The sequence below is a fragment of the Agrobacterium genomosp. 2 str. CFBP 5494 genome (genome assembly GCF_900013495.1).
Lineage (GTDB): Bacteria > Pseudomonadota > Alphaproteobacteria > Rhizobiales > Rhizobiaceae > Agrobacterium > Agrobacterium pusense.
The window spans coordinates 1307763-1326559 of sequence record NZ_LT009718.1 but is presented as its reverse complement, the minus strand read 5'-3'; the positions used below and the strand labels follow the sequence as shown (position 1 = coordinate 1326559).

Here is an 18797-nt window from a genome sequence, read left to right as displayed (position 1 = left end):
CCCACGCCAGCCATAACTCTCAGTGTATGCGGCTTCCCCCTCATCGCCTCGCTTTGCTCGGCACTTCTCCCCGTGGGGGAGAAGAAACCTGCCGCACGCTCCACACTCATTCCGCCGCCTCCGGCATTGCAGCCTGCACCGGCTTCGCCTTGCGATTCGGCGCCCCCACTCTCAATCGCCTGTCCGAGAGAGAAATGAACCCGCCCGCCATCATGAACAGCGTGCCGCCCCAGATGCACAGGATGAAGGGTTTCCACCAGATGCGCACCACCATGCCGCCATCGGCCATGGGGTCACCAAGCGAGACATAGAGCTGGCTGAGACCGAAGGTCAGGATGCCGGCTTCCGTCGTCGGCATGCGCCGGGCCGTGTAAAGCCGCTTGGACGACCAGACATCCGCAACTTCCACGCCTGCCTTGCGCACGGTGAAATGGCCGCGATCCTCGGTGAAGTTCGGTCCGACGGCGTGGCGGATGCCGTCGAAGGTCAGGCTGTAGCCGCCCGCTTCCGCCGCCATGCCCTCTTTCATTTCCAGCACCGTCTCGGTCTCATAGGTGGTGACGATGACGATGCCGAGAACGGTGATTCCAAGACCCATATGCGCCAGCGCCGTGCCGAAGGCCGAGCGCGGCAGGCCTGTGAGGCGGCGAAACGCAATACCGAAAGCGAGCTTGCCGAAATTGGCGCGATACCAGAGATCGGCAAATGCGCCGAGGATCAGCCAGAAACCGGCAGCGATGCCGAGTGCGGCCAGTACCGGGCCGCCATTTTCAATGTACCAGAGCGTCAGTCCCGCCAGAGCGGCGAGCGCTGCCGCCACATAGAGCCGCTGGAATGCGCCCAGGAGATCGCCGCGTTTCCAGGCGAGCATCGGCCCAAACGGGGTGACGATCAGGATCGGGATCATCAGGAGGCCGAAGGTGAGATTGAAGAAAGGCGCGCCGACCGAGATTTTTTCGCCTGTCAGCGTTTCCAGAATGAGCGGATAGAGCGTGCCGATCAGCACGGTCGCGGTGGAGACCGTCAGGATCAGGTTGTTGAGAACCAGCGATCCCTCACGCGAAATCGGCGCAAATAGCCCGCCGGCTTTGAGCGACGGCGCACGCCATGCAAAGAGCGCGAAGGCGCCGCCGATGAAGACGGTCAGAATGCCGAGAATGAAGATGCCGCGGCTCGGATCGGTGGCGAAGGCATGCACGGAGGTGAGAACGCCGGAGCGAACGAGGAAGGTGCCGAGCAGCGAGAGCGAAAAGGTCATGATCGCCAGAAGCACGGTCCAGATTTTCAGCGCCTCGCGCTTTTCCATGACCAGCGCCGAATGCAGCAGCGCGGTGCCGGCAAGCCACGGCATGAAGGAGGCGTTTTCCACCGGGTCCCAGAACCACCAGCCGCCCCAGCCGAGTTCGTAATAGGCCCAGTAGGAACCCATGGAGATGCCGGCAGTCAGGAAGGTCCAGGCGGCGAGCGTCCATGGCCGCACCCACCGCGCCCAGGCGGCATCGATACGGCCTTCCAGCAATGCGGCAACGGCGAAGGAGAAGCAGACGGAAAAGCCGACATAACCGAGGTAAAGCAGCGGTGGATGAATGGCGAGGCCGAAATCCTGAAGGATGGGGTTCAGATCCTGCCCTTCGGCCGGCACCGGCTCCAGCCGCAGAAACGGATTGGAGGTGAGCAGGATGAACAGCAGGAAGGCGACGGAAATCCATGCCTGCACGGCAAGAACATTGGCTTTGAGCGTTTCCGGCAGGTTGCGGCCGAAGGTGGCGACGAGCGCGCTGAAAAACACGAGGATGAGCAGCCAAAGCAGCATGGAGCCTTCGTGATTGCCCCATACACCGGTCAGCTTGTAGATCATCGGCATCAGCGAATGGGAGTTTTCCCAGACGTTGCGCACGGAAAAATCCGAGACGGCATAGGCCCGCGTCAGCGCCGCGAAGGACAAACCAACGAGCAGGAACATCAGCACCGAGCCGAGCGAAGCGATGTCCATCAGCGCCCGGTCGTTGCGGCGCGCGCCAATGACCGGCAGCGTGGACACGATCAGCCCCACGCCAAGCGCCAGCACCAGAACGTAATGGCCGATCTCATTGATCATTTGGTTGCTCCGGTCTTGTCAGTCGAAGCCGTGCCGGCGGCCGGCGTTGCGGCCGCGGGTTTCTCTCCCTCTGCGCCTTGCTGCCACAGACCCTTGTCCTTCAGACGGTCGGCAACTTCCTTCGGCATGTAGTTCTCGTCGTGTTTGGCAAGCACGCTGTCGGCCACGAAACCGTGGGTCGCGGCATCGAACATGCCTTCGGTCACCACGCCCTGCCCTTCGCGGAAGAGATCGGGCAGGATGCCGGTATAGCTGACCGGCACGGTCGCTTCGCCATCCGTCACCGTGAAGCTCACCGTGCGGCCCTCGCCGCGCTTGATCGACCCTTCCGCCACCAGCCCGCCAAGGCGGATGCGCGTGCCCGGGTTGACGGGCGTTTTTTCCAGATCGGCCGGCATGTAGAAATAGGCGATGGACTGGCCGAAGGCGAACATGACCAGCAGCACGGCCGCCACGATGAAGCTCATGCCGCCGCCGATGATCGCGAGTCGTTTCTGTTTGCGGGTCATTGTGTCACTCCCTGCGGCGCGGCATCCTGTTTCCCGTTCATACGGATCGGTCCGGCGGAAACGCCGAGTTCCTTCGCCAGCGCCAGAAGCTGCCTGCCCTGCTCACCCTCCGGCGGAAAAGCTTTCAGCCCCGCCCGCAGCGCCTCTCCGGCCTTGGCTTCGTTCTTCAGCACGGAATAGGCACGCACGAGCCGCATCCACCCTTCGAAATCGGCCGGGTTATCCTTCAGCTTGGCGTCGAGGCTCGCCACCATACCTTCAATCATCGCCTGCCGGTCGGTCGCCGTCATGTCTTTTGCCGCCGCCATGTCCTCGGTCGTCGGGCCGGGTGCGGCAGGCTTCGTTTCGCCGCCAGTCCGGGCAATATGCTCGCGCACCAGGGGCAGCCATGGCGCGCCAGCCGGGGCGTCTGCCGCCAGCTGAGTGAAGGCCGCGCGTGCTTCCTCCGCCTCGCCCGCCTGTTCCAGCGACAGCGCGAGATAGAAGCGGGCACGCGGGTTGCCGGGTTTAAGCTTTTCCGCCTCGGCAAATGCATCCCGCGCCGCCTCGATGACGATACCGTCATTGCCGGCCACGAGCGTTTCGCCAAGGCCCGTCAATCGTTCGGCGCTCGGGCCCAGAATGCGAAGCGCATTGCGATAGGCGAGCTCGGCGTCGCCAAGCCGCTGCATCTTGAAATAGATCGGCGCCAGAATTTCCCATCCCGCGCCATCATCCGGGTTCTGCGCCAGATGCCTTTCGGCCCTTGCGACCAGCAGATTCATGTCGTTGCCGGGCTTTTCAAGGCGTGCCTCGAGCGGCATGTCCGGTACCTCCGGACTGCCGTTCCAGATGTAGAGACAGAGACCCAGCGCCGGCAACAGAATGGTGATCAGGCTGGCGGCGAGATTGTGCCGGCGCGGCCGGGTTTCCTTGCCGGGTTGCTCCTCCGCTTCGGCGGCGGCAAGCAGACGGCGGCCGATTTCGGCGCGGGCATAATCCGCCTCGGTCTGCCCGATCAGGCCGGCGGCGCGCTCGCGGTCCAGTTCGGCCAGCTGGTCACGATAAACGGCAACCTCACCGTCACGGCGCGTCTGCGGCGCCTCGGTCTTCCGCATCAGCGGGTACATCAGGACGATGGCAACAGCCGCCGTCAATATCGCAACGACAATCCAGAACATAAGGCTCAATTACTCGAATGCGCGGCACATGGAAACATGAAGCGCAGGGATGACGCGAATTTGAGACATCACGCCGCACCGCAGACCCTTCCCCCGGCTGCACCGCCATGCCTCTCTTGTCATCGCAAAGGGCCCGTGACCTTGATTTGCGTCAAACCGGTTATGTCAGCGGCGACCAGCTTCCATCGGCATTGCGGCAGGCTGCGCCACGCGCCCGGGTCTCGCGTCCGTCTACCGTCAGGGTGTGCGAATATTGCCGGCAGTTCTGGTTGCCAACCTGATAGGGCGCATTGGCGACCACCTGGCCCTTGGCGTCATCGCCCGTCCAGGTGACAGGCGTGCCGACCGGGGCCGTTTCCAGCGCCTTATATTCGGCCTCCAGCGCCTTTGTCTGGTCACCCCTGTCAAGCTGCACGCCGCTTCGCCCGACAATACCGCCTTCCAGATTAGCAAGGAAGGGCGTGGAGGGCTGTGACGAACGGCCGAAAAGACCGCCGCCTGCCGGGCGGGTGCCCGTGGTGGTGCAGGCGCTCAGCATGGAAACGCACAGGATCGAGAGAAGTGCCGGGCGTGACACCAGCGAACGCATCGTCACGGAGCGGCAGCCATCATACACGTCAACCAAACCCTGTCCTCTTTCCTACCGCATTGCATCAATATACCAGCGTTGAATTTCTTGCCTTTTTTCTCGGCTCACGCAAGCTCTTTCGAAAGGCCGGGCAAAATCAGATCTGCCTTCAACCCGCCGATGGCGCTGCGCGACAGCGAAAAGCGGCCATGGTACTCTGACACCACCTCTGAAACGATCGACAATCCGAGGCCCGTGCCGGGGCGGCTCTCATCCAATCGCCGCCCACGCTTCATCGCTTCGCTGATCTGTTCCGGCTCAAGTCCCGGCCCATCATCCTCCACCGTCAGCTCCACCCAGGTGCGACGGGCGATTTCGGCGTCGGAGGATGGGTGCGTACCGGTCGCCAGCGTAATGACCACACGCGTCTGTGCAAAACGCGCGGCATTTTCGAGAAGATTGCCGACGACCTCTTCCAGATCCTGCTGCTCCATGCCGAGCACCGCGCCGGGTTGCTCGAAATTCAACACGAACTGCTTGTCGGGGTTCAGGCGGCGCATGACGCGCACCAGCCGTTCCAGCGCCGGTTCGGCCTCCACGCGGGCAAGGATGGAGCCGCGCTGGGCGGCGATGCGGGCGCGGGAGAGATAGGATTGCACCTGCGCCTGCATGGCGTCCGCCTGCGCCCGCACCAGATCGCCGTGCTGCGGATCGAGCGTGCGGGCTTCGTTCAGGAGAACGGCAATCGGCGTCTTCAGTGAATGGGCGAGATTGCCGACCTGCATGCGCGCGCGCTCCACAAGCCTTCGGTTGCTATCGATCAGTGCGTTGACCTCGTTGGCGAGCGGCTGAATTTCGCGCGGGAATTCGCCTTCGAGGCTTTCCGCCTCTCCGCCCCTGATCTTGCCAAGTGCGACGCGAGCCTGATCGAGCGGCCGCAGACTGTAGAGAATGGCAAGACCATTGACGACAAGACTTCCGACACCAAAAACGGCAAGCGCCAGATAAAGGCTGTTGGAGAAGTCCCGCACATCGTCTTCCACGACGTTCAGATTGCCGGACACACGGAAACGCGCTGCACGCCCCTCGCCATCCAGCACGACTTCGGTTTCCGCCACCCGCACCTGATTGCCGGCCTCGTCGGTGACGGCATAAAAGCGCTCGTAGCGGTTGTCGAAGGGGGCGTCGAGAATGCTCGGCACCGGAAGGGTGGAAACGCCGAGCGAGGAAGAGACCAGCGGCGCGGTCTGGAAATTTCCGAGCGGCTCGACAACCCAGTACCAGCCGGTATCGGGCTGCGAAAAGCGCAGATCGCCAAGCTGCGGGCTGCCGGCCAACGTATTCTCGTTGGAAATCGTCACGGAATTGATGACGTTATAGAGCTGTGCCCTGAGAAGATCGGTGAAGCTGCGCTCCACACCCTGGCGGTAAAGCGTCGAGATCACGACGGCGATCACCACCAACGCCAGCACCGACCAGAGCGAGGCGAGCAGCAGGACGCGGGCGGTGAGAGAATTACTTCGCATCTGCCGGCGCTTGCATCCGGTAACCGAGACCACGGATCGTCTCGATCAGATCAACCCCGAGCTTCTTGCGAAGACGTCCGACAAATACCTCGATCGTGTTGGAATCGCGGTCGAAATCCTGATCGTACATATGCTCGACCAGCTCCGTGCGCGATACGACCTCACCCATGTGATGCATGAGATAGGACAGGAGCCGGAACTCGTGCGAGGTGAGTTTCAGCGTCGTGCCGTTGACGGTCGCCTTGGAGGACTTTGTGTCGAGCCGGACCGGGCCGCAGATGAGTTCGGAAGAAGCGTGGCCGGCCGCGCGGCGGATGAGCGCGCGCACGCGGGCAAGAACTTCCTCGACATGAAAGGGCTTCGTCACATAGTCATCGGCGCCGGCGTCGATGCCCGCCACCTTGTCGCTCCAGCGGTCGCGGGCGGTCAGGATGAGAACAGGCATGGCCTTTCCGGCCGCGCGCCATTTTTCGACGACGGTGATGCCATCGAGTTGCGGCAGGCCGATATCAAGAACGATGGCGTCATAGGGCTCGGTGTCACCGAGATAATGGCCTTCCTCGCCGTCGAATGCCTGATCGACGACATAACCCGCCTCCTTGAGGGCATCGGTCAGCTGACGATTGAGATTGGCATCGTCCTCAACAACGAGAATACGCATTGTCCGCCCTTTCCTGTGTCCCGGCCCGCGTGCGTGGCCGGTCATGCTAGATGTCTCGGATCGTTTTCCGATATTTCGGCGATGCGGGCAAGCTACATCGGGACGCGCATCGTCACCTTGCGCGGGCGCTCGCCATTTCCCTGTACGAGAACGGTGACGACACAGGACTGACCGTCGCCGGAAGGATAGACAGAAAGAAGCTGGCCGCCGGTTTCGCGTACAACGCGGGCCACGGCCGCGCCGCAATCGCTGGCAGCGAGAATGTAGTGGCCCTGCAAATCAGCCTCGGGCGCCGTGAAACCGGAAAGCCCGGCTGCAAGCGTCGCGATGATGAGAGGTGATGCCATTCTACAAACTTCCACAAAAAAAACGGGTGCGTCTTGAACCGTATTGTGACCGAATATGTAGCGCAAAGCGTCTGAATGGCAAATGAATGCCGCCCCCGCAGCGGGAAGACGGAACGGGAGCGGCGCTTGCGCGGGCTGGGTCAGCGGATCGCACGGGTCGCCGAAAGGCGGCCGTAAAGCGCGATGAGACCGCCAATTCCGCCGGCCACGGTCATCAGGCCGTCGGCCAGCTCACCGTGAAGTCCGGCGGGCAGATCAAAGCCGGCAATGGTGAAAAGCGGGGCGAAGACCGCAATCAGCGCGCCCCATATCGTGCGGGATTGATACCACGGTTTGGTACTGTCCATCTTGTCGTCCTTTGCTTTGTTTTCAGGCATTTATGAAAGCGGGAGAACGGCCTGTGCCGCCACTCCCAGGGGCACCGCGCGGCCGAGCTGGCGGACTCGCACGGAAATGTGATCCCGCAGCGCCGGAAAATCTGTGAGTTCGGCTGTTGCTGGATAAAACCAGAAGGGTTCCGAGACGTCGGCGGTACGCCGCACCTCGTCGCCGTCCAGCACCTCCACCCGATAACGTTCGAAAGCTTCATCCAGCGGAATTTCGCTTGCGTCCCAGCCATCGGCGTCCATCCGCCCCCGGCGTTTCCAGCTGATGAGAACGCCATCCGTTTTTCGCAGCCCGGCAAGATGCACCGGCGCAAGCGGCGTCAGCGCCCGAAATCCGGTCTCGACGGAGAAAGGCCCGACCGGCGCGCCGGCCTGTTCCGCTGCCTCGACAATCCAGTTCATTTGCCGGCCACGCTCTCCGGCGAGCAGACCGAGCGGCTGTACCGCGGCATCCAGAACAACCACCGGCGCCCCTGCCGGCGCACCGGTGGCCAACGCGTCTTCCGTGCCGGCAAGGCCGCGCAGGAGAACAGAAAGCCGCCAGCGCGACCGCGCGGTTTCCTCTGCCTTCGCGAAAGCGACGATTTCCCAGACACCATTCGCCGCCCTCACGGCGATGCGGTTCTCGCCGTTCAGCACCGAAAGCGGTTCGGCCGATGCAACTTCGCCGAAAGGCAGATCGAGCACGATGGTATTTGCACGGTCGAAGCGACCGCAGGGTCCAGGCTTCAGCGGCATTGCCAGCGTTGCGATCCTGGCCGGACGGTCTAGCACGACGCGCTGGCCGTATCCTTCCGTGCCTGATGAGGCCGAGACGACGATGGGCCGCCAGGGTTTCGCAAAGGCGGCAACTCGCGCCGACTGCTCGGCCGCCGCACCGTCCTGATACGGCAGATCGAGAAACAGCACTTCCGGCGCGAAACCCTCGCTGCCGCTTGCGCCATGGGCACGTCGCTCGTCCGCCACACCGGCAAAAGTTGACAAGGCCGGGGAAAAGGCCCGCGCCTCCACCTGCCGCACTGCGCCATCCTCGATACGGCTGACCATGAACCGACCTGCGGGCGCCTGCGGAAAGGCGTTCGTGGAGAGACGGATGCAGTCGCCCGGTTCCAGCGCAATCTGCCCCGGCGGCAGGGCAAAACGCAGGCTGCGCCGTGCTTGGCGGCTGTCGCGCAAGGCCGCCTCGATCGCCGCTTGCGCCGTTTCCGAAGATAGAGCGGCGTTGAGATCGAGCCGCATGACACGGCTGCCGGCATTCTCCACGCGCCGCGAACGCACGCTCGCCTGCTCGTAGTCCAGCGCCGGGTTGAACGAGGTCAGAACGGCTTCCGCGGGGAAATCGCTGTCGTGGCCGCGATTTTCCGACCACAGCGGTTCACCCTCCAGATCGGCGAGAATGGAAATATCCCGAACGGGCGTAACAGCCCCGTTGCGGGAGCGGAAACGCAGGGTGCCGGCATCCTCCGCCACATCCAGCTGAAATGCCGCGATCAGCGGCTCCAGCAGGCTGCGGGCCGAAGTTACCTCGCCTTGCACATAACCGGTGAGATCGCCGCTGATGGCGGAGACGTCGAAAGCGGAAAAGCCGTGATCCGTCAAAATGGCGGCGATGGTGTCGGCAAGCGTCGCCGTTCCCAGCCGGCCGTTCAGCCAGTGGCCCGTGCGCCAGTTACCGCCATCGCTCCACGTTGCACCGTTTTGCGGAAAGGCCGGGAAAGGCCGCGCATCCCAGGTCCACAGATAGATTCGGCTCGTATCCACCATCGCGGCATCGCCATTCTCCCAGTGCCCCAGATGCGCCTCCAGAAAACGCCGCTGCTGGCTGTCCGCCCTGCTTTTGCGGGAAAAATGGGGAAAGGCGTTTTCCGCCGATTTCGGATCGGGAAAGACATTGGGGCGTGTCGCGCTCTTGTCCACCGCCGGGCAGCCGAGTTCCGTGAACCAGATGGGCTTCGAGCCCGGCCTCCATGCGGTCGGCGTGGTGCTCTCCTTCCCGCCGGGCCGATCGTAATGGAGATTTTCCCACCAGTTTCGAAGGTCCTTGTAGCGGAATACCCATGGCTTTGCCGTTGTGCCATCGGCAATGGGGGTTCGCCGCCGGGCCGTGCGGTCGGCTTCGCTTGCATAAAACCAGTCGAAACCCTCGCCAGCCGTAACGGCGCGGCGGAAGGCCACAGCGTCATCCGGGCCGGTCATGCCATCAGGATTGCCGTTTGCGGCATCTTCGTCGCGCCAGTCGGAGAGCGGCATGTAATTGTCGATGCCAATGGCGTCGATGTCGGGGCTCGCCCAGAGCGGATCGAGATGGAAGAACACGTCCCCAGAGCCGTCGGCCGGCTGGTAACCGAAATATTCGCTCCAGTCCGCAGCATAGGTGAGCTTCGTCGCCCTTCCGACGACAGCCCGTACATCGCGCGCGAGCCGCACCAGCGCCTCCACGAAGGGAAAGGCGCCGTTGTCGTCGCGCAACCCCGTCAGCCCCCGCAGTTCGGAACCGATCAGGAAGGCGTCGACGCCTCCCGCTTTTACCGAGAGGTCGGCGTAATGCAGCACCATGCGTCGATAGCCCTCGGCGCGGGAACAGAAACGATCGATCTCCAGCCGCGCACCGGCGGTACGATCGGCCGATCCGGGCCTCCCGGGTGCGGGAAAGCAGGTGATGCGCCCCCGCCAGGCATAGGCGTCCTGTTCGGCCTTGCCATAGGGATCCGGCAGCCCGTTGCCCGCCGGCACGTCCATCATCACAAAGGGATAAAGGCAGACCTTCAGGCCCCGCGCCTTGAGGTCGGCTATCGCCTGCAGCACGCCTTCATCATTCGGCGTGCCGCCATAGGCGGGACCGCCATGATGATGGCTGACCGGATGCGCCCCGGCGCGTGTCAGGCCGGCAACGGACCACGGCGTCGTCTCCCCCTCCCGGTCCCCCACTTCAACACCCGGCAGGACGCGGCATTCGCCCGCCCGCATATCCGTGCCGAACCAGCTCACCACCAGCGCCACGCTTTGAAGAGCGGGGCAAAGCGCCTGCAATTCATCGATGGCAGCGCGCCAGTCCGTCTCGGCCGTCAGGCCGTTACGGTTCATCACGCGGCTTTCACCCATGCCCGTATGCTCGGAAACCGGCACCGTTGCGTAACCATGTTCGGTTGCGCCCGGAATGACGGTCACGGCGCGGATCGATTTCTCCAGCCCGCCGACCGGCCGCACCACCTCGAACTGCATGAGCGGAATGCGGTTGCCATAGGCTTCAAGCGGCAGGCGCTCGATGACGACATAAGCGAGGCCGCGAAAGGCGGGAGCATTGCCGCTCCCCTGTTTCGCCTCGATCAGCGGATCGGGCAATTGCGTTGCGCTGCCGGGATAAAAGCGCATCTCGATGCCGGTCAGGTCAATTTCGCGCCCATCGGCCCAGACGCGCCGCACGAAGGCCGCCTCCCCCTCGCAGAGACCGATGGCGAGATTGGCGAAATATCGATAGGTCTCCGCCCTTGGGCCGCGGTTGCCTTTGCCACCACGTCTCTGCACGACACGGCTTTCTTCGAAACGTGTCGCCCAGATCAGGGTGCCGCCGATCCTCGCCGTACCGTAAAGCCGGTTTATCGCCGCGCCTTCATCCGCACCGGGAATACGCGCGGCCGAGAGCCGTGCCCCGGACACGGTACCACCGTCTGAAAGCAAGGCGCGATCCACGGCGTTGCCAGCCAGCGCGCCGGCCGCACGCCCGATGATCGCTCCCACGGGCCCGAAAATACCGCCGAGCGCCGCACCTGCTGCCTGAAATAGTATGGTTGCCATGCCTGCCTCAAAAAATCTCAGGGATCGGGAAAGCGGAAAATGCCGGCGATGCGCCGTTTCCAGCATGGCACCAAGGCGGAACGCACCACCGCCGCCTGCTCATAAGCGTGGATGAAATGCCGGGATTCCGCGAGGATGCCGAGATGTTTGGCCGCCGCATCGGCCCGCCAGCGGAACAGCAGCAGGTCTCCGGGCTTTGCCCCGTCCAGGCCCGAAACGCCGGGAAAATGCCGTTGCACGCCCGCCATCAGCCGGTCCTCACCGCAGCGCTCGGCCCAGTCAGGCGCATAGGGCGGCGGAAGTTCCGGTTCGCTGCCGTAGAGTTCGCGCCAGACGCCTCGGATCAGGCCGAGACAATCGCAGCCAACGCCCCTTAGCGACGCCTGATGCCGATAGGGTGTGCCGATCCACGGCTCGGCCAGCGCCAGCACCTTGTCTCCCGTCTCGCTCATGGGAACAAGGCCCCGCCGTCGTGGGTGTGACCGCCGCTGGCATAAGAATAGGCGAAATCCGCCCCTGGAAGATGGGGAAAGCCCCTGAAATTCAGCTGATTGGCGAATGTATGCCTGCATGTGGCGAAGCTCTTGTCGCAACCGGCCGTGACGGAAAAGCTGTCTCCCGGCAACGGCGCCTCATCCGGTGGAAGCCAGAAAGAAAGAAGCACGCCGCCATTGCGCTGCTCATGGCCATCGAGATCGAACCCGCGCCCGGCAAGCGGACCGGTGAGAAAACGCACCTTTCCCCCGTTGAAAAAACCATCCGGGAAAGCATTGAGCCCGGTTGCGACGAGATTGCCGGCCGCGTCCACCGCCACCACCCGGCCATTGCCGGTGAACCGCGCCAGAGCCACGCCGCAGCGTGCGTCTCCCAGCGCGGCATCGCAGCGCCGTCCATAAACCCGCCCCTGCGGCTGGCTGAGGCGATGGGCGAAACTGCGCAGCTCGGCGCGAAAGGACCCGCCCGCCCGGGCTACGTCGCCGATCTCGCGCAGGGAGAGAAGCACATGCTCTTCCGGAGCCTGCCAGTTGACGAGGTAAAGCTCCACTCTCGCTCCGTCGAAACGGCCGGCGGCAAGATCCTCTTCCGAAATCGCCTCGCTGGAAAAACCGCCTGCCACTTCACCTGCGCCGGCGCCGAGCCCGGTTTCGCTGTCATTATCGCTGGCCGAAAAACCGCTGGCGGCCAGAAAGGCCGTGCCGGCGAAGAAAAGCGCCTCGTCATGATCGGTGAAGCCGATTTCGGCGCCATCCTTCAACGTCACTTTCCAGCAATGGCAAGTGGTCGTGGCATCGCTTTCAAGATGCCCGGCAAGGGCGGGAGCGATCGTTTTCATGGCAGGATTTCCATCAGCGGAATGGCGGGAATTCGCCCGGCTTCGAAGGCGGTGAGGTTGATGTCGATGCGGTCGGTCGCGAACCGTACCGGTACATCGAATTCATAGCCCGCACGGACCACCGCACCGGCGGGCGGAACCTTTCCGGAACCGAATGTCACCATACCGGTCGCGTAATCGCAGGACACATCCGAAGCGGATACGGGGACACCCTCGACCGATACGCGGACGGAGCCCTCGGCAGGCTTTTCCACCCGGCGGGTGAAGAAGCCACCCGCATCGGCATAGGTCTTGACCAGTTGAAACCGCACCGTGACGCCATCACCCACGCCGATCCTCTGATCGGTCGATGCCGGCGTGTCTCCCGGCGGGCAGGATTTGAAGTCCACGGGATCGCGAAAACGAAAGCCGTAAAGCTCGCCGCGCCGCGCTTCGAAAAAGGCCAGCACCTCATAGAGATCGGTGAGCGAGCGGATGCCCGAGCCGGCGTCATAGGCACGCCTGGCATTTCGCCAGCGCTGATTGCGGCTTTCCCGCCCATTGGAAAGATTGACGATGTCGGTCCGTCTCACCGGGCCGCCGCTCACACCGAGCGCCAGCCGCAGCGGAAACCGCACTTCATGAAATGCCACCATGTCGTTGTTCCTAGATTCATTTCGCTGTTCGGGGTGTGCCGGCCGCAGGCCCTCATCCTTCGCGGTTGTCCATGCGGGACAGGGACAAGGTCTGCATATTACAACCCACGCTGGCCGCGCCCGACGCTGCGCGCCAGCATTGCGGCAATCTGGCCTTCGCTTTTGCGGAAGCTTGCCGCATCCGTCGCCGTGACGTTGAAAATGATCTGGGACCCGCCGCCGGCGGAAGGCGCCGCGACACCGAGTGCACCATCCGGGCCGCGCTTCAGAGGCAATATGGCTTCCGCCCCTGCTTCTCCCATCAGGCCAAGCCCGCCGCCCATGGGAAAAAACGCCGGGCTGGAGACGACACCACCCTCGGCGAAAGGCGTAACGCTGCGCCCCGGCATCCCGCCATCGGCGAAAGCGAAGAGCGAGCCGCCGCCGTTCAACAACCCGCCGACGGCATTGCCAATCATGGCCTCAAAGGGTTTGAGCCCGGCGGAGAGCGCGATGCCCGACAGCCGCTGCCCAAGGCCGCGCAGCACATCGTCCAGCCCTTTGCCGCCTGTCGTTGCCGCCTGCAGTGCAGACGTCAGCGCCGCTCCGAACCGTTCGGAGCGGCGTTCGAGATCGCCCATCACTTCGGACAGGGCTTCCGCCTCCTCCCGATTTTCCGCGATCGATCCTTCACCCGCCATCGTACCTGCCTTTCCGATTCAAACTGGAGCTTCAAGTGTTTGAATTAAAAGATTTTCACGAAGCGATGATCGGATGCGTCCCTGTCGGGAAAACGCCGCATCATCGCCTCCATCTCCTGTCGATCCGGGCCGTGTGAACCGGAGCGCACGCCGCCCGTCATGGCGAAAAACTCTCTGGGCGTCAGCCGCCAGAAAACTTCGGAAGAAAGCCGCAGCAGGCAGAAACCCGCATGGAGAACCGCATCCCAGGGAAAGGGGCGCGGCGTCGCATCGCCTGCTGCGGCATTCAGGGGTCCCGCGGCGTCTCCCCTTTCAAACCGCCGAAGGTGGCGGTCAGAAGTTCGGCGACGATGGCGGCATGGCCGGCAATGCCACCCTCCACCGTGGCGCTGGCAACATCCTCATCCGAAAAAACATTGCCGGCGCCGCGCAACCCCGCGCCGATCACCCGGATCATGTCGGTGGCCTTCATGCGTCCGCTCGCAAAACGTTCGGCGAGCGCTGTCAGGTCGTCGACTTCGAAGGCGGTTTCGAGCTCGGCAAGCGCGCCGAGCGTCAGGCACAATATGCGCCTCTCGCCGTCGAACAGCGCTTCGATCTCGCCGCGATGACGGTTTGCCCGCCCGTAACGCAACCCTTGCGGCATCACAGCGCTCCAAAGGTCAAAAGACCGGCCGATTCCAGCGCGATCTCAAATTGCACTTCGCCATCGTGACGGCCGGAATACTCCAGCGCCACGATCTGGAACGGCCCGATAATCGTGCCGAAATCGGGTATGACGATCTGCCAGCCGGGAATGGTGCCCGCGAAAAACGCGCCCCGCACGAGCGCATCGCTCGCCGCATCCTTGAATATGCCTGACGCCGTCAGCGCGGCCCTTTGCACGCCGGCACCCGCCAGCAACTCGCGCCAGCGCCCGACGCTTTCCCCATCGGTAACGTCCACCGCCTGGGCGTTAAAGGCCAGCCGCCGCGTTCTGAGCCCGGCAACAGTGACATATGTTCCGGCATTGTTGAATTTCAGCAGAAAATCCTTGCCCTTCTGCGCCACCATCCTGTTTCCTTCCGTTTCGATTGCGGTTGCAGGGTGTTGCGGGCCTGCGACCAAAAATGTTCCTTGCCCTCGCATTGTGCGATCTTGCCATGTCCGATGCTGCTTCCCCGACGTTCCGTACACGCCTTATCGGCGTGCTGGCGCTTGGGCAGGTCGTCAGCTGGGGTTCCGGTTTCGACATGCTGGCCATTCTCGGTCCACGAATGGGCAGCGAACTCGCCATCGCCAACGAAGTCGTTTTTGCGGGCCTGACCGTGATGATGACCATCAGTGCGCTTTGCGGGCCGTTGCTCGGGCGGATGCTTGTGCGCCACGGCGCAGCGCCGGTGCTGGTCAGCGGCACCCTGCTTTTTGCCTGCGGCTTTGCGCTGCTTGCTTTTGCAGGCGGCGTGACAAGCTATCTGCTGGGCTGGGCGGTGATGGGCTTTGCCGGCGCCTGCGGGCTGACAACGGCGGCACACACCGCCGTGGTGGAGCGCGTCGGGGCGGAAAGCGGTCGATCCCTGACGCTGCTGATGGTCTTTACCGGCCTTTCGGCGGCCGTGTTCCTGCCCGTTACAGCCTTTGCGGAGCAGCATCTCGGCTGGCGCGGCACCCTCATCCTCTACGGCTGTCTGCAGCTGTTCCTGCTTCTGCCGCTTTACCTCTTCGTTCTTCCGAAGAGAAAGGGCGGCAATCCAGGCCAGCGCCCGCATCCTGGCGAAATCCCGGCCTCGCCGTTGGATACGCGGCGCGCCTTCCTGCTTCTGGCGGCAATGACCACGCTCAGCGCCTTCACCGCCTTTGGCTTCTCGCCGCTTCTGCCTTTGCTTCTCGTGCATTCAGGCGCATCGCAAGCGCTCGCAATCCAGCTGGCATCGGTGCGCAGCGTGCTGGCGATTACCGCGCGCGGGCTAGATTTCCTGCTGGGAAAACGCGGCAATCCCTTCATCACCTGCCTGATCGGCCTCTGTCTTCTGCTGACATCCTTTCTGGTGCTGCTCGTCTTTTCTCCGGCCATACCAGCCTTTGCCGGCTTCATCGCCCTGTTCGGCTTTGGCGCGGGCGTGCTGACGGTCAGCCGCGCCGTTCTGCCGCTTGCAGTGTTTTCTCCGCAGCAATACGGCCTTCAGGCCGCACGGATTTCGCTTCCGCAAAATCTCGCCATCGCCTTTGCACCTGTCATTTTCAGCATGGCGCTCGATCGCGGCGGTGTGGCGGCGATGCTTGGCATCGCTTCCATCCTGATCACCCTTTCGCTGCTGCTGCTGATCCTGCTGTGGAAAACCGTGGCCGGCCAGAAAGCGTAAGGCCCTTCATTCCGTTACCGCCCTGAACCGCATTTCAAGGACGAAGTTCCGTGACTTCGCCTCACGGCGGGAGCGGCTGGACAGCATGTGCATGTTGACGAGCGAAAAGCCGACGAGCGGCAGCGCGGCGTCATCAAGCAGCGCTTTTACCCTTGCGGCGATCTCACCCGTGGATCTGCGGCGATTGGCATCACCCCAGATTTGCAGCGTCAGAAAATGCTCCTCCGCGCTTTCCGTCGCCGTCGAATAATCGCGGGTCTCGACCTCGTCGAAGACAATACATGGCAAAAGGCCACGCGTCAGAAGCCGGTCGACGATGCCGCCGGGGTTGAGGTCTGCCAATTCGGCATCGCCAGCGAGCTTTGCGACGATCGCCTGAAGAAGCGGGTTCGCGGCGCTCATCGGTCTGCCTCTTCGCAACGGCAGACGATGAAGCGGCGGGTTTCGTCGGGATCCATCGCCGTTCGGATGTTGAGGATGCGCGACCCCTTGCGAAAGCGCATCCCGGTGCCGATGTCGATGTCGTTGCGCCAGGCGAGCCAGACACGATGGGTAAACGTCGCCCCCTCGGCCGAAGCCCGCTCGTGCGAGGCTTCGGAAACCGGTTCGATGGCGCCCCACAACGCGCGCACGGCCTTCCAGCTTTCGGCGGCGCCGCCCTGTCCATCAGGCGTTTCCGACCGCACTTCCAGTTCCAGTCGCGCCGTCAGCCTGCCAGGATCAAGAAAGACGAGGTTCATGGCCTAAAGCCCCAGACGGCAGAAAGGAGACACCAGCCGCTCATAACCAGCCGGAACGGCGGCCGGCTGGTTTTCCGGCGCGACGGCCCCGCGAAAAGCGAACATCTGCGCCACATGCATCAGCATGGCGCGTTTCAGCGTATCGGGCACATCCGTCGCGGCCTCGCCATGACCGGCGGTGAAATCGATCTCGATGCCATTCAGCTCCCGTTCCGGGGCCGGCGGTTCGCGCAGCCACAGCCGTGCCGGCCGCGCCGCGCCGTCGAGCAGCTTTTCGGTGGCGGTGATGTCTGCCACGCGCCCCTGCCCGTCGAAAACCAGAATCGTTTCGATGGCTTGCACCGGCGTCTTGCCAATCAGAATCACGCCCGTTTCGGGCCACCGATCAAGATAAAGCCGCCAGGTCTGGCGCAGGAGGCACAGCCCGGTGGTGCGTTCCAGATGCTCGCGGGCCGCGCGTATCAACGCGGCAAGCAAGGTGTCCTCGTCACCGCTGTCGAGACGCAGATGCGCCTTGACGTCGGCAAGGGTCAACGGCTCCGCCTGCGGCGGATGGATGAGGGCATAGGTCATGGGGTCTCCGGAGATTAGGGCGAGCGGCTGCGTCTTTCGCCTTCTTCCCGCCGGGAGAAGGTCGCGGCAGCGGGTTGAGGGGGCAAGGGTCGGGGTAAACCGAGAGCTTGCCCCCTCATCTGCCCTGTCGGGCATCGGCGGGGAGAAGAAACGCGCGGCACCGTCGAGGTTCAATTCACCCCGAACTTCACCAGCTTGATCGCCTCGAAATTCTGCACGCCGCCGCCCACGCGTTTGGTGGTGTAGAAAAGCACATAGGGTTTGGCCGAATAGGGATCGCGCAGGATGCGGACGCCGGTTCGGTCAACGATGAGGTAACCGGCGCGGAAATCCCCGAAGGCGATGGCGAAGCTGTTGGCCGCCACATTGGGCATGTCTTCGGCTTCCGTCACCGGAAAGCCCATCAGCGAGGCGGGCTGACCGACGGCAGCCGGCGGATGCCAAAGATAGGCGCCGGTCGTGTCCTTGAAGCGTCGAAGCGCACCCTGCGTCTTGCGGTTCATCAGGAAGGTGCCGTTCTGGCGATGGCCGGCTTTCAACGCATAGATGGCGTCGAGCAGCACGTCCATGGGACCGGCGGAGGAAAAGCCCGCCGATACGCCGGTCGCGACATAACCGATATTGCCCCAGCTCCAGTCGTTATTGGCAACGGTCGTATAGGCGAGGAACCCCCTGGGCTTGTTGATGCCGTCACCGCCAACGAAAGCCGCCGCCTCCTGTTCGGCGAATGCGATGTCCACCTCGGATGCGATCCACGCCTCGATATCGACCGCCGCGTCGTCCAGCAGGCCCTGGGTGGCGGCAGGCATGGCATAAAGCTCCATGGTCGGGAAAGAAAGCTCCGACAGTTTCGGCGTCGCCGTTTCCGGCCGCGCCGCCGTTTCCGAAACCCAGCCGGTGGCGAGCCCGCCGGCGGCGAAGGGTTTTTTCAGCACGGCAGCGGAAACCTGTCGCACCGTGGCGAGCGCCCGGACAGGCGAAATCGCCGTCATACGCCGGCCGATCTCGCCATCCGTCTCGGTCGGAAGAAGAAAGCCGCCGTCCGCCCCGGCCGAGCCGGCAAAGGCCTTTGCCTCGAGATCGCGCAGCGCGGCTTCCTCGCCCCGGCGGATATAGGCCTCGAAAGCGGTCTTGTGCTCTTCGGCATCCTGCGACAGCGCGTCCTTCCGGCCGAGCGCGGGCCGCGCCTTCTTCAAAGCCAGATCGTCCATGAGCCTGCGGTTGTCGTCGAGCGCCCTGTCGATGCGGTCGAGCTTGTCGCGGGTTACGACATCAGCCCCCATCTTGCGCTCGATATCGGCAAGCCGCTGATCGTTGGTCTCGCGGAAGGCTTCGAAGGCCTCCATGAACTCGTCGAAGGCGGCCGTCATCGTATCGGGGACGGCCTTCAACTGCGGCGCAACCGTCATCGGGGCCGGTGTCGTTGTCTGCTCTGTCATGTGGT

Annotated in this window: 21 protein-coding genes; 1 reads left to right on the top strand and 20 read right to left on the bottom strand. The window is 63.6% G+C overall.

Annotated features, from left to right (window positions below):
• Window positions 1-106: 106 nt before the first annotated feature.
• The 16 genes from AGR2A_RS06400 to AGR2A_RS06325 all read right to left on the bottom strand — a co-directional run bounded on the left by AGR2A_RS06400 (window position 107) and on the right by AGR2A_RS06325 (window position 14751).
• A complete protein-coding gene (locus AGR2A_RS06400) occupies window positions 107-2098 on the bottom strand; it encodes a heme lyase CcmF/NrfE family subunit (protein ID WP_072494205.1) in 1992 nt (663 codons plus the stop codon).
• Complete coding sequence (ccmE, locus tag AGR2A_RS06395; RefSeq protein WP_004440798.1) at window positions 2095-2607, bottom strand: cytochrome c maturation protein CcmE; 513 nt, start codon at window positions 2605-2607, stop codon at window positions 2095-2097. The genes AGR2A_RS06400 and ccmE overlap by 4 nt, the downstream gene beginning before the upstream one ends.
• Window positions 2604-3767 (bottom strand): c-type cytochrome biogenesis protein CcmI, encoded by a 1164-nt coding sequence (gene ccmI / locus AGR2A_RS06390; protein ID WP_072494204.1) that lies wholly within the window; start codon window positions 3765-3767, stop codon window positions 2604-2606. The genes ccmE and ccmI overlap by 4 nt, the downstream gene beginning before the upstream one ends.
• 160 nt (window positions 3768-3927) lie before the next feature.
• Window positions 3928-4356, bottom strand: a complete 429-nt coding sequence (locus AGR2A_RS06385; RefSeq protein ID WP_035210211.1) for a membrane protein — start codon at window positions 4354-4356, stop codon at window positions 3928-3930.
• A 104-nt stretch (window positions 4357-4460) separates the two neighbouring features.
• The gene (locus AGR2A_RS06380) at window positions 4461-5861 is read right to left on the bottom strand and encodes a sensor histidine kinase (RefSeq protein WP_072494203.1); all 1401 of its coding nucleotides are present in this window, start codon (window positions 5859-5861) and stop codon (window positions 4461-4463) included.
• Window positions 5851-6522 carry a response regulator transcription factor gene (locus AGR2A_RS06375; RefSeq protein ID WP_072494202.1) on the bottom strand — a complete coding sequence of 224 codons (672 nt, stop codon included), beginning with the start codon at window positions 6520-6522 and terminating at the stop codon, window positions 5851-5853. Before AGR2A_RS06375 ends, AGR2A_RS06380 begins: the two co-directional genes overlap by 11 nt.
• 92 nt (window positions 6523-6614) lie before the next feature.
• Entirely contained in the window at window positions 6615-6869 is a 255-nt protein-coding gene (locus tag AGR2A_RS06370) for a hypothetical protein (protein WP_003497070.1), read from the bottom strand.
• A gap of 140 nt (window positions 6870-7009) precedes the next feature.
• Complete coding sequence (locus AGR2A_RS06365; protein WP_004440775.1) at window positions 7010-7216, bottom strand: hypothetical protein; 207 nt, start codon at window positions 7214-7216, stop codon at window positions 7010-7012.
• A gap of 30 nt (window positions 7217-7246) precedes the next feature.
• Window positions 7247-11050 (bottom strand): baseplate multidomain protein megatron, encoded by a 3804-nt coding sequence (locus AGR2A_RS06360; protein ID WP_080822501.1) that lies wholly within the window; start codon window positions 11048-11050, stop codon window positions 7247-7249.
• 17 nt (window positions 11051-11067) lie between these two features.
• Complete coding sequence (locus AGR2A_RS06355; RefSeq protein ID WP_072494183.1) at window positions 11068-11502, bottom strand: NlpC/P60 family protein; 435 nt, start codon at window positions 11500-11502, stop codon at window positions 11068-11070.
• A complete protein-coding gene (locus AGR2A_RS06350) occupies window positions 11499-12383 on the bottom strand; it encodes a DUF2163 domain-containing protein (RefSeq protein WP_072494182.1) in 885 nt (294 codons plus the stop codon). The genes AGR2A_RS06355 and AGR2A_RS06350 overlap by 4 nt, the downstream gene beginning before the upstream one ends.
• Entirely contained in the window at window positions 12380-13018 is a 639-nt protein-coding gene (locus AGR2A_RS06345; RefSeq protein ID WP_072494181.1) for a TIGR02217 family protein, read from the bottom strand. Before AGR2A_RS06345 ends, AGR2A_RS06350 begins: the two co-directional genes overlap by 4 nt.
• 98 nt (window positions 13019-13116) lie before the next feature.
• Window positions 13117-13698, bottom strand: coding sequence for a phage tail tape measure protein (locus AGR2A_RS06340; RefSeq protein WP_004440761.1), 582 nt, complete (start codon window positions 13696-13698; stop codon window positions 13117-13119).
• Window positions 13699-13742: 44 nt separating this feature from the next.
• Window positions 13743-13988 (bottom strand): rcc01693 family protein, encoded by a 246-nt coding sequence (locus tag AGR2A_RS06335; RefSeq protein WP_072494180.1) that lies wholly within the window; start codon window positions 13986-13988, stop codon window positions 13743-13745.
• Complete coding sequence (locus AGR2A_RS06330) at window positions 13985-14344, bottom strand: gene transfer agent family protein (protein WP_004440758.1); 360 nt, start codon at window positions 14342-14344, stop codon at window positions 13985-13987. Before AGR2A_RS06330 ends, AGR2A_RS06335 begins: the two co-directional genes overlap by 4 nt.
• Window positions 14344-14751: a phage major tail protein, TP901-1 family gene (locus tag AGR2A_RS06325; protein ID WP_004440755.1), complete on the bottom strand. Its 408-nt coding sequence runs from the start codon at window positions 14749-14751 to the stop codon at window positions 14344-14346. The genes AGR2A_RS06330 and AGR2A_RS06325 overlap by 1 nt, the downstream gene beginning before the upstream one ends.
• Before the next feature lie 89 nt (window positions 14752-14840).
• Here AGR2A_RS06325 and AGR2A_RS06320 point away from each other — a divergent pair, with 89 nt between their 5' ends.
• Window positions 14841-16040, top strand: a complete 1200-nt coding sequence (locus tag AGR2A_RS06320) for an MFS transporter (RefSeq protein WP_037091718.1) — start codon at window positions 14841-14843, stop codon at window positions 16038-16040.
• Window positions 16041-16046: 6 nt separating this feature from the next.
• On the opposite strand, the gene AGR2A_RS06315 is transcribed toward AGR2A_RS06320, so the two are convergent.
• The 4 genes from AGR2A_RS06315 to AGR2A_RS06300 all read right to left on the bottom strand — a co-directional run bounded on the left by AGR2A_RS06315 (window position 16047) and on the right by AGR2A_RS06300 (window position 18792).
• On the bottom strand, window positions 16047-16442 hold the full coding sequence (locus AGR2A_RS06315; protein WP_004440751.1) for a DUF3168 domain-containing protein: 396 nt from the start codon (window positions 16440-16442) through the stop codon (window positions 16047-16049).
• Window positions 16439-16780 carry a phage head closure protein gene (locus AGR2A_RS06310; protein WP_072494179.1) on the bottom strand — a complete coding sequence of 114 codons (342 nt, stop codon included), beginning with the start codon at window positions 16778-16780 and terminating at the stop codon, window positions 16439-16441. Before AGR2A_RS06310 ends, AGR2A_RS06315 begins: the two co-directional genes overlap by 4 nt.
• A 3-nt stretch (window positions 16781-16783) precedes the next feature.
• The gene (locus tag AGR2A_RS06305) at window positions 16784-17353 is read right to left on the bottom strand and encodes a head-tail connector protein (protein ID WP_004440746.1); all 570 of its coding nucleotides are present in this window, start codon (window positions 17351-17353) and stop codon (window positions 16784-16786) included.
• Between the two features lie 170 nt (window positions 17354-17523).
• Window positions 17524-18792, bottom strand: coding sequence for a phage major capsid protein (locus tag AGR2A_RS06300; protein WP_072494178.1), 1269 nt, complete (start codon window positions 18790-18792; stop codon window positions 17524-17526).
• Window positions 18793-18797 lie beyond the last annotated feature (5 nt).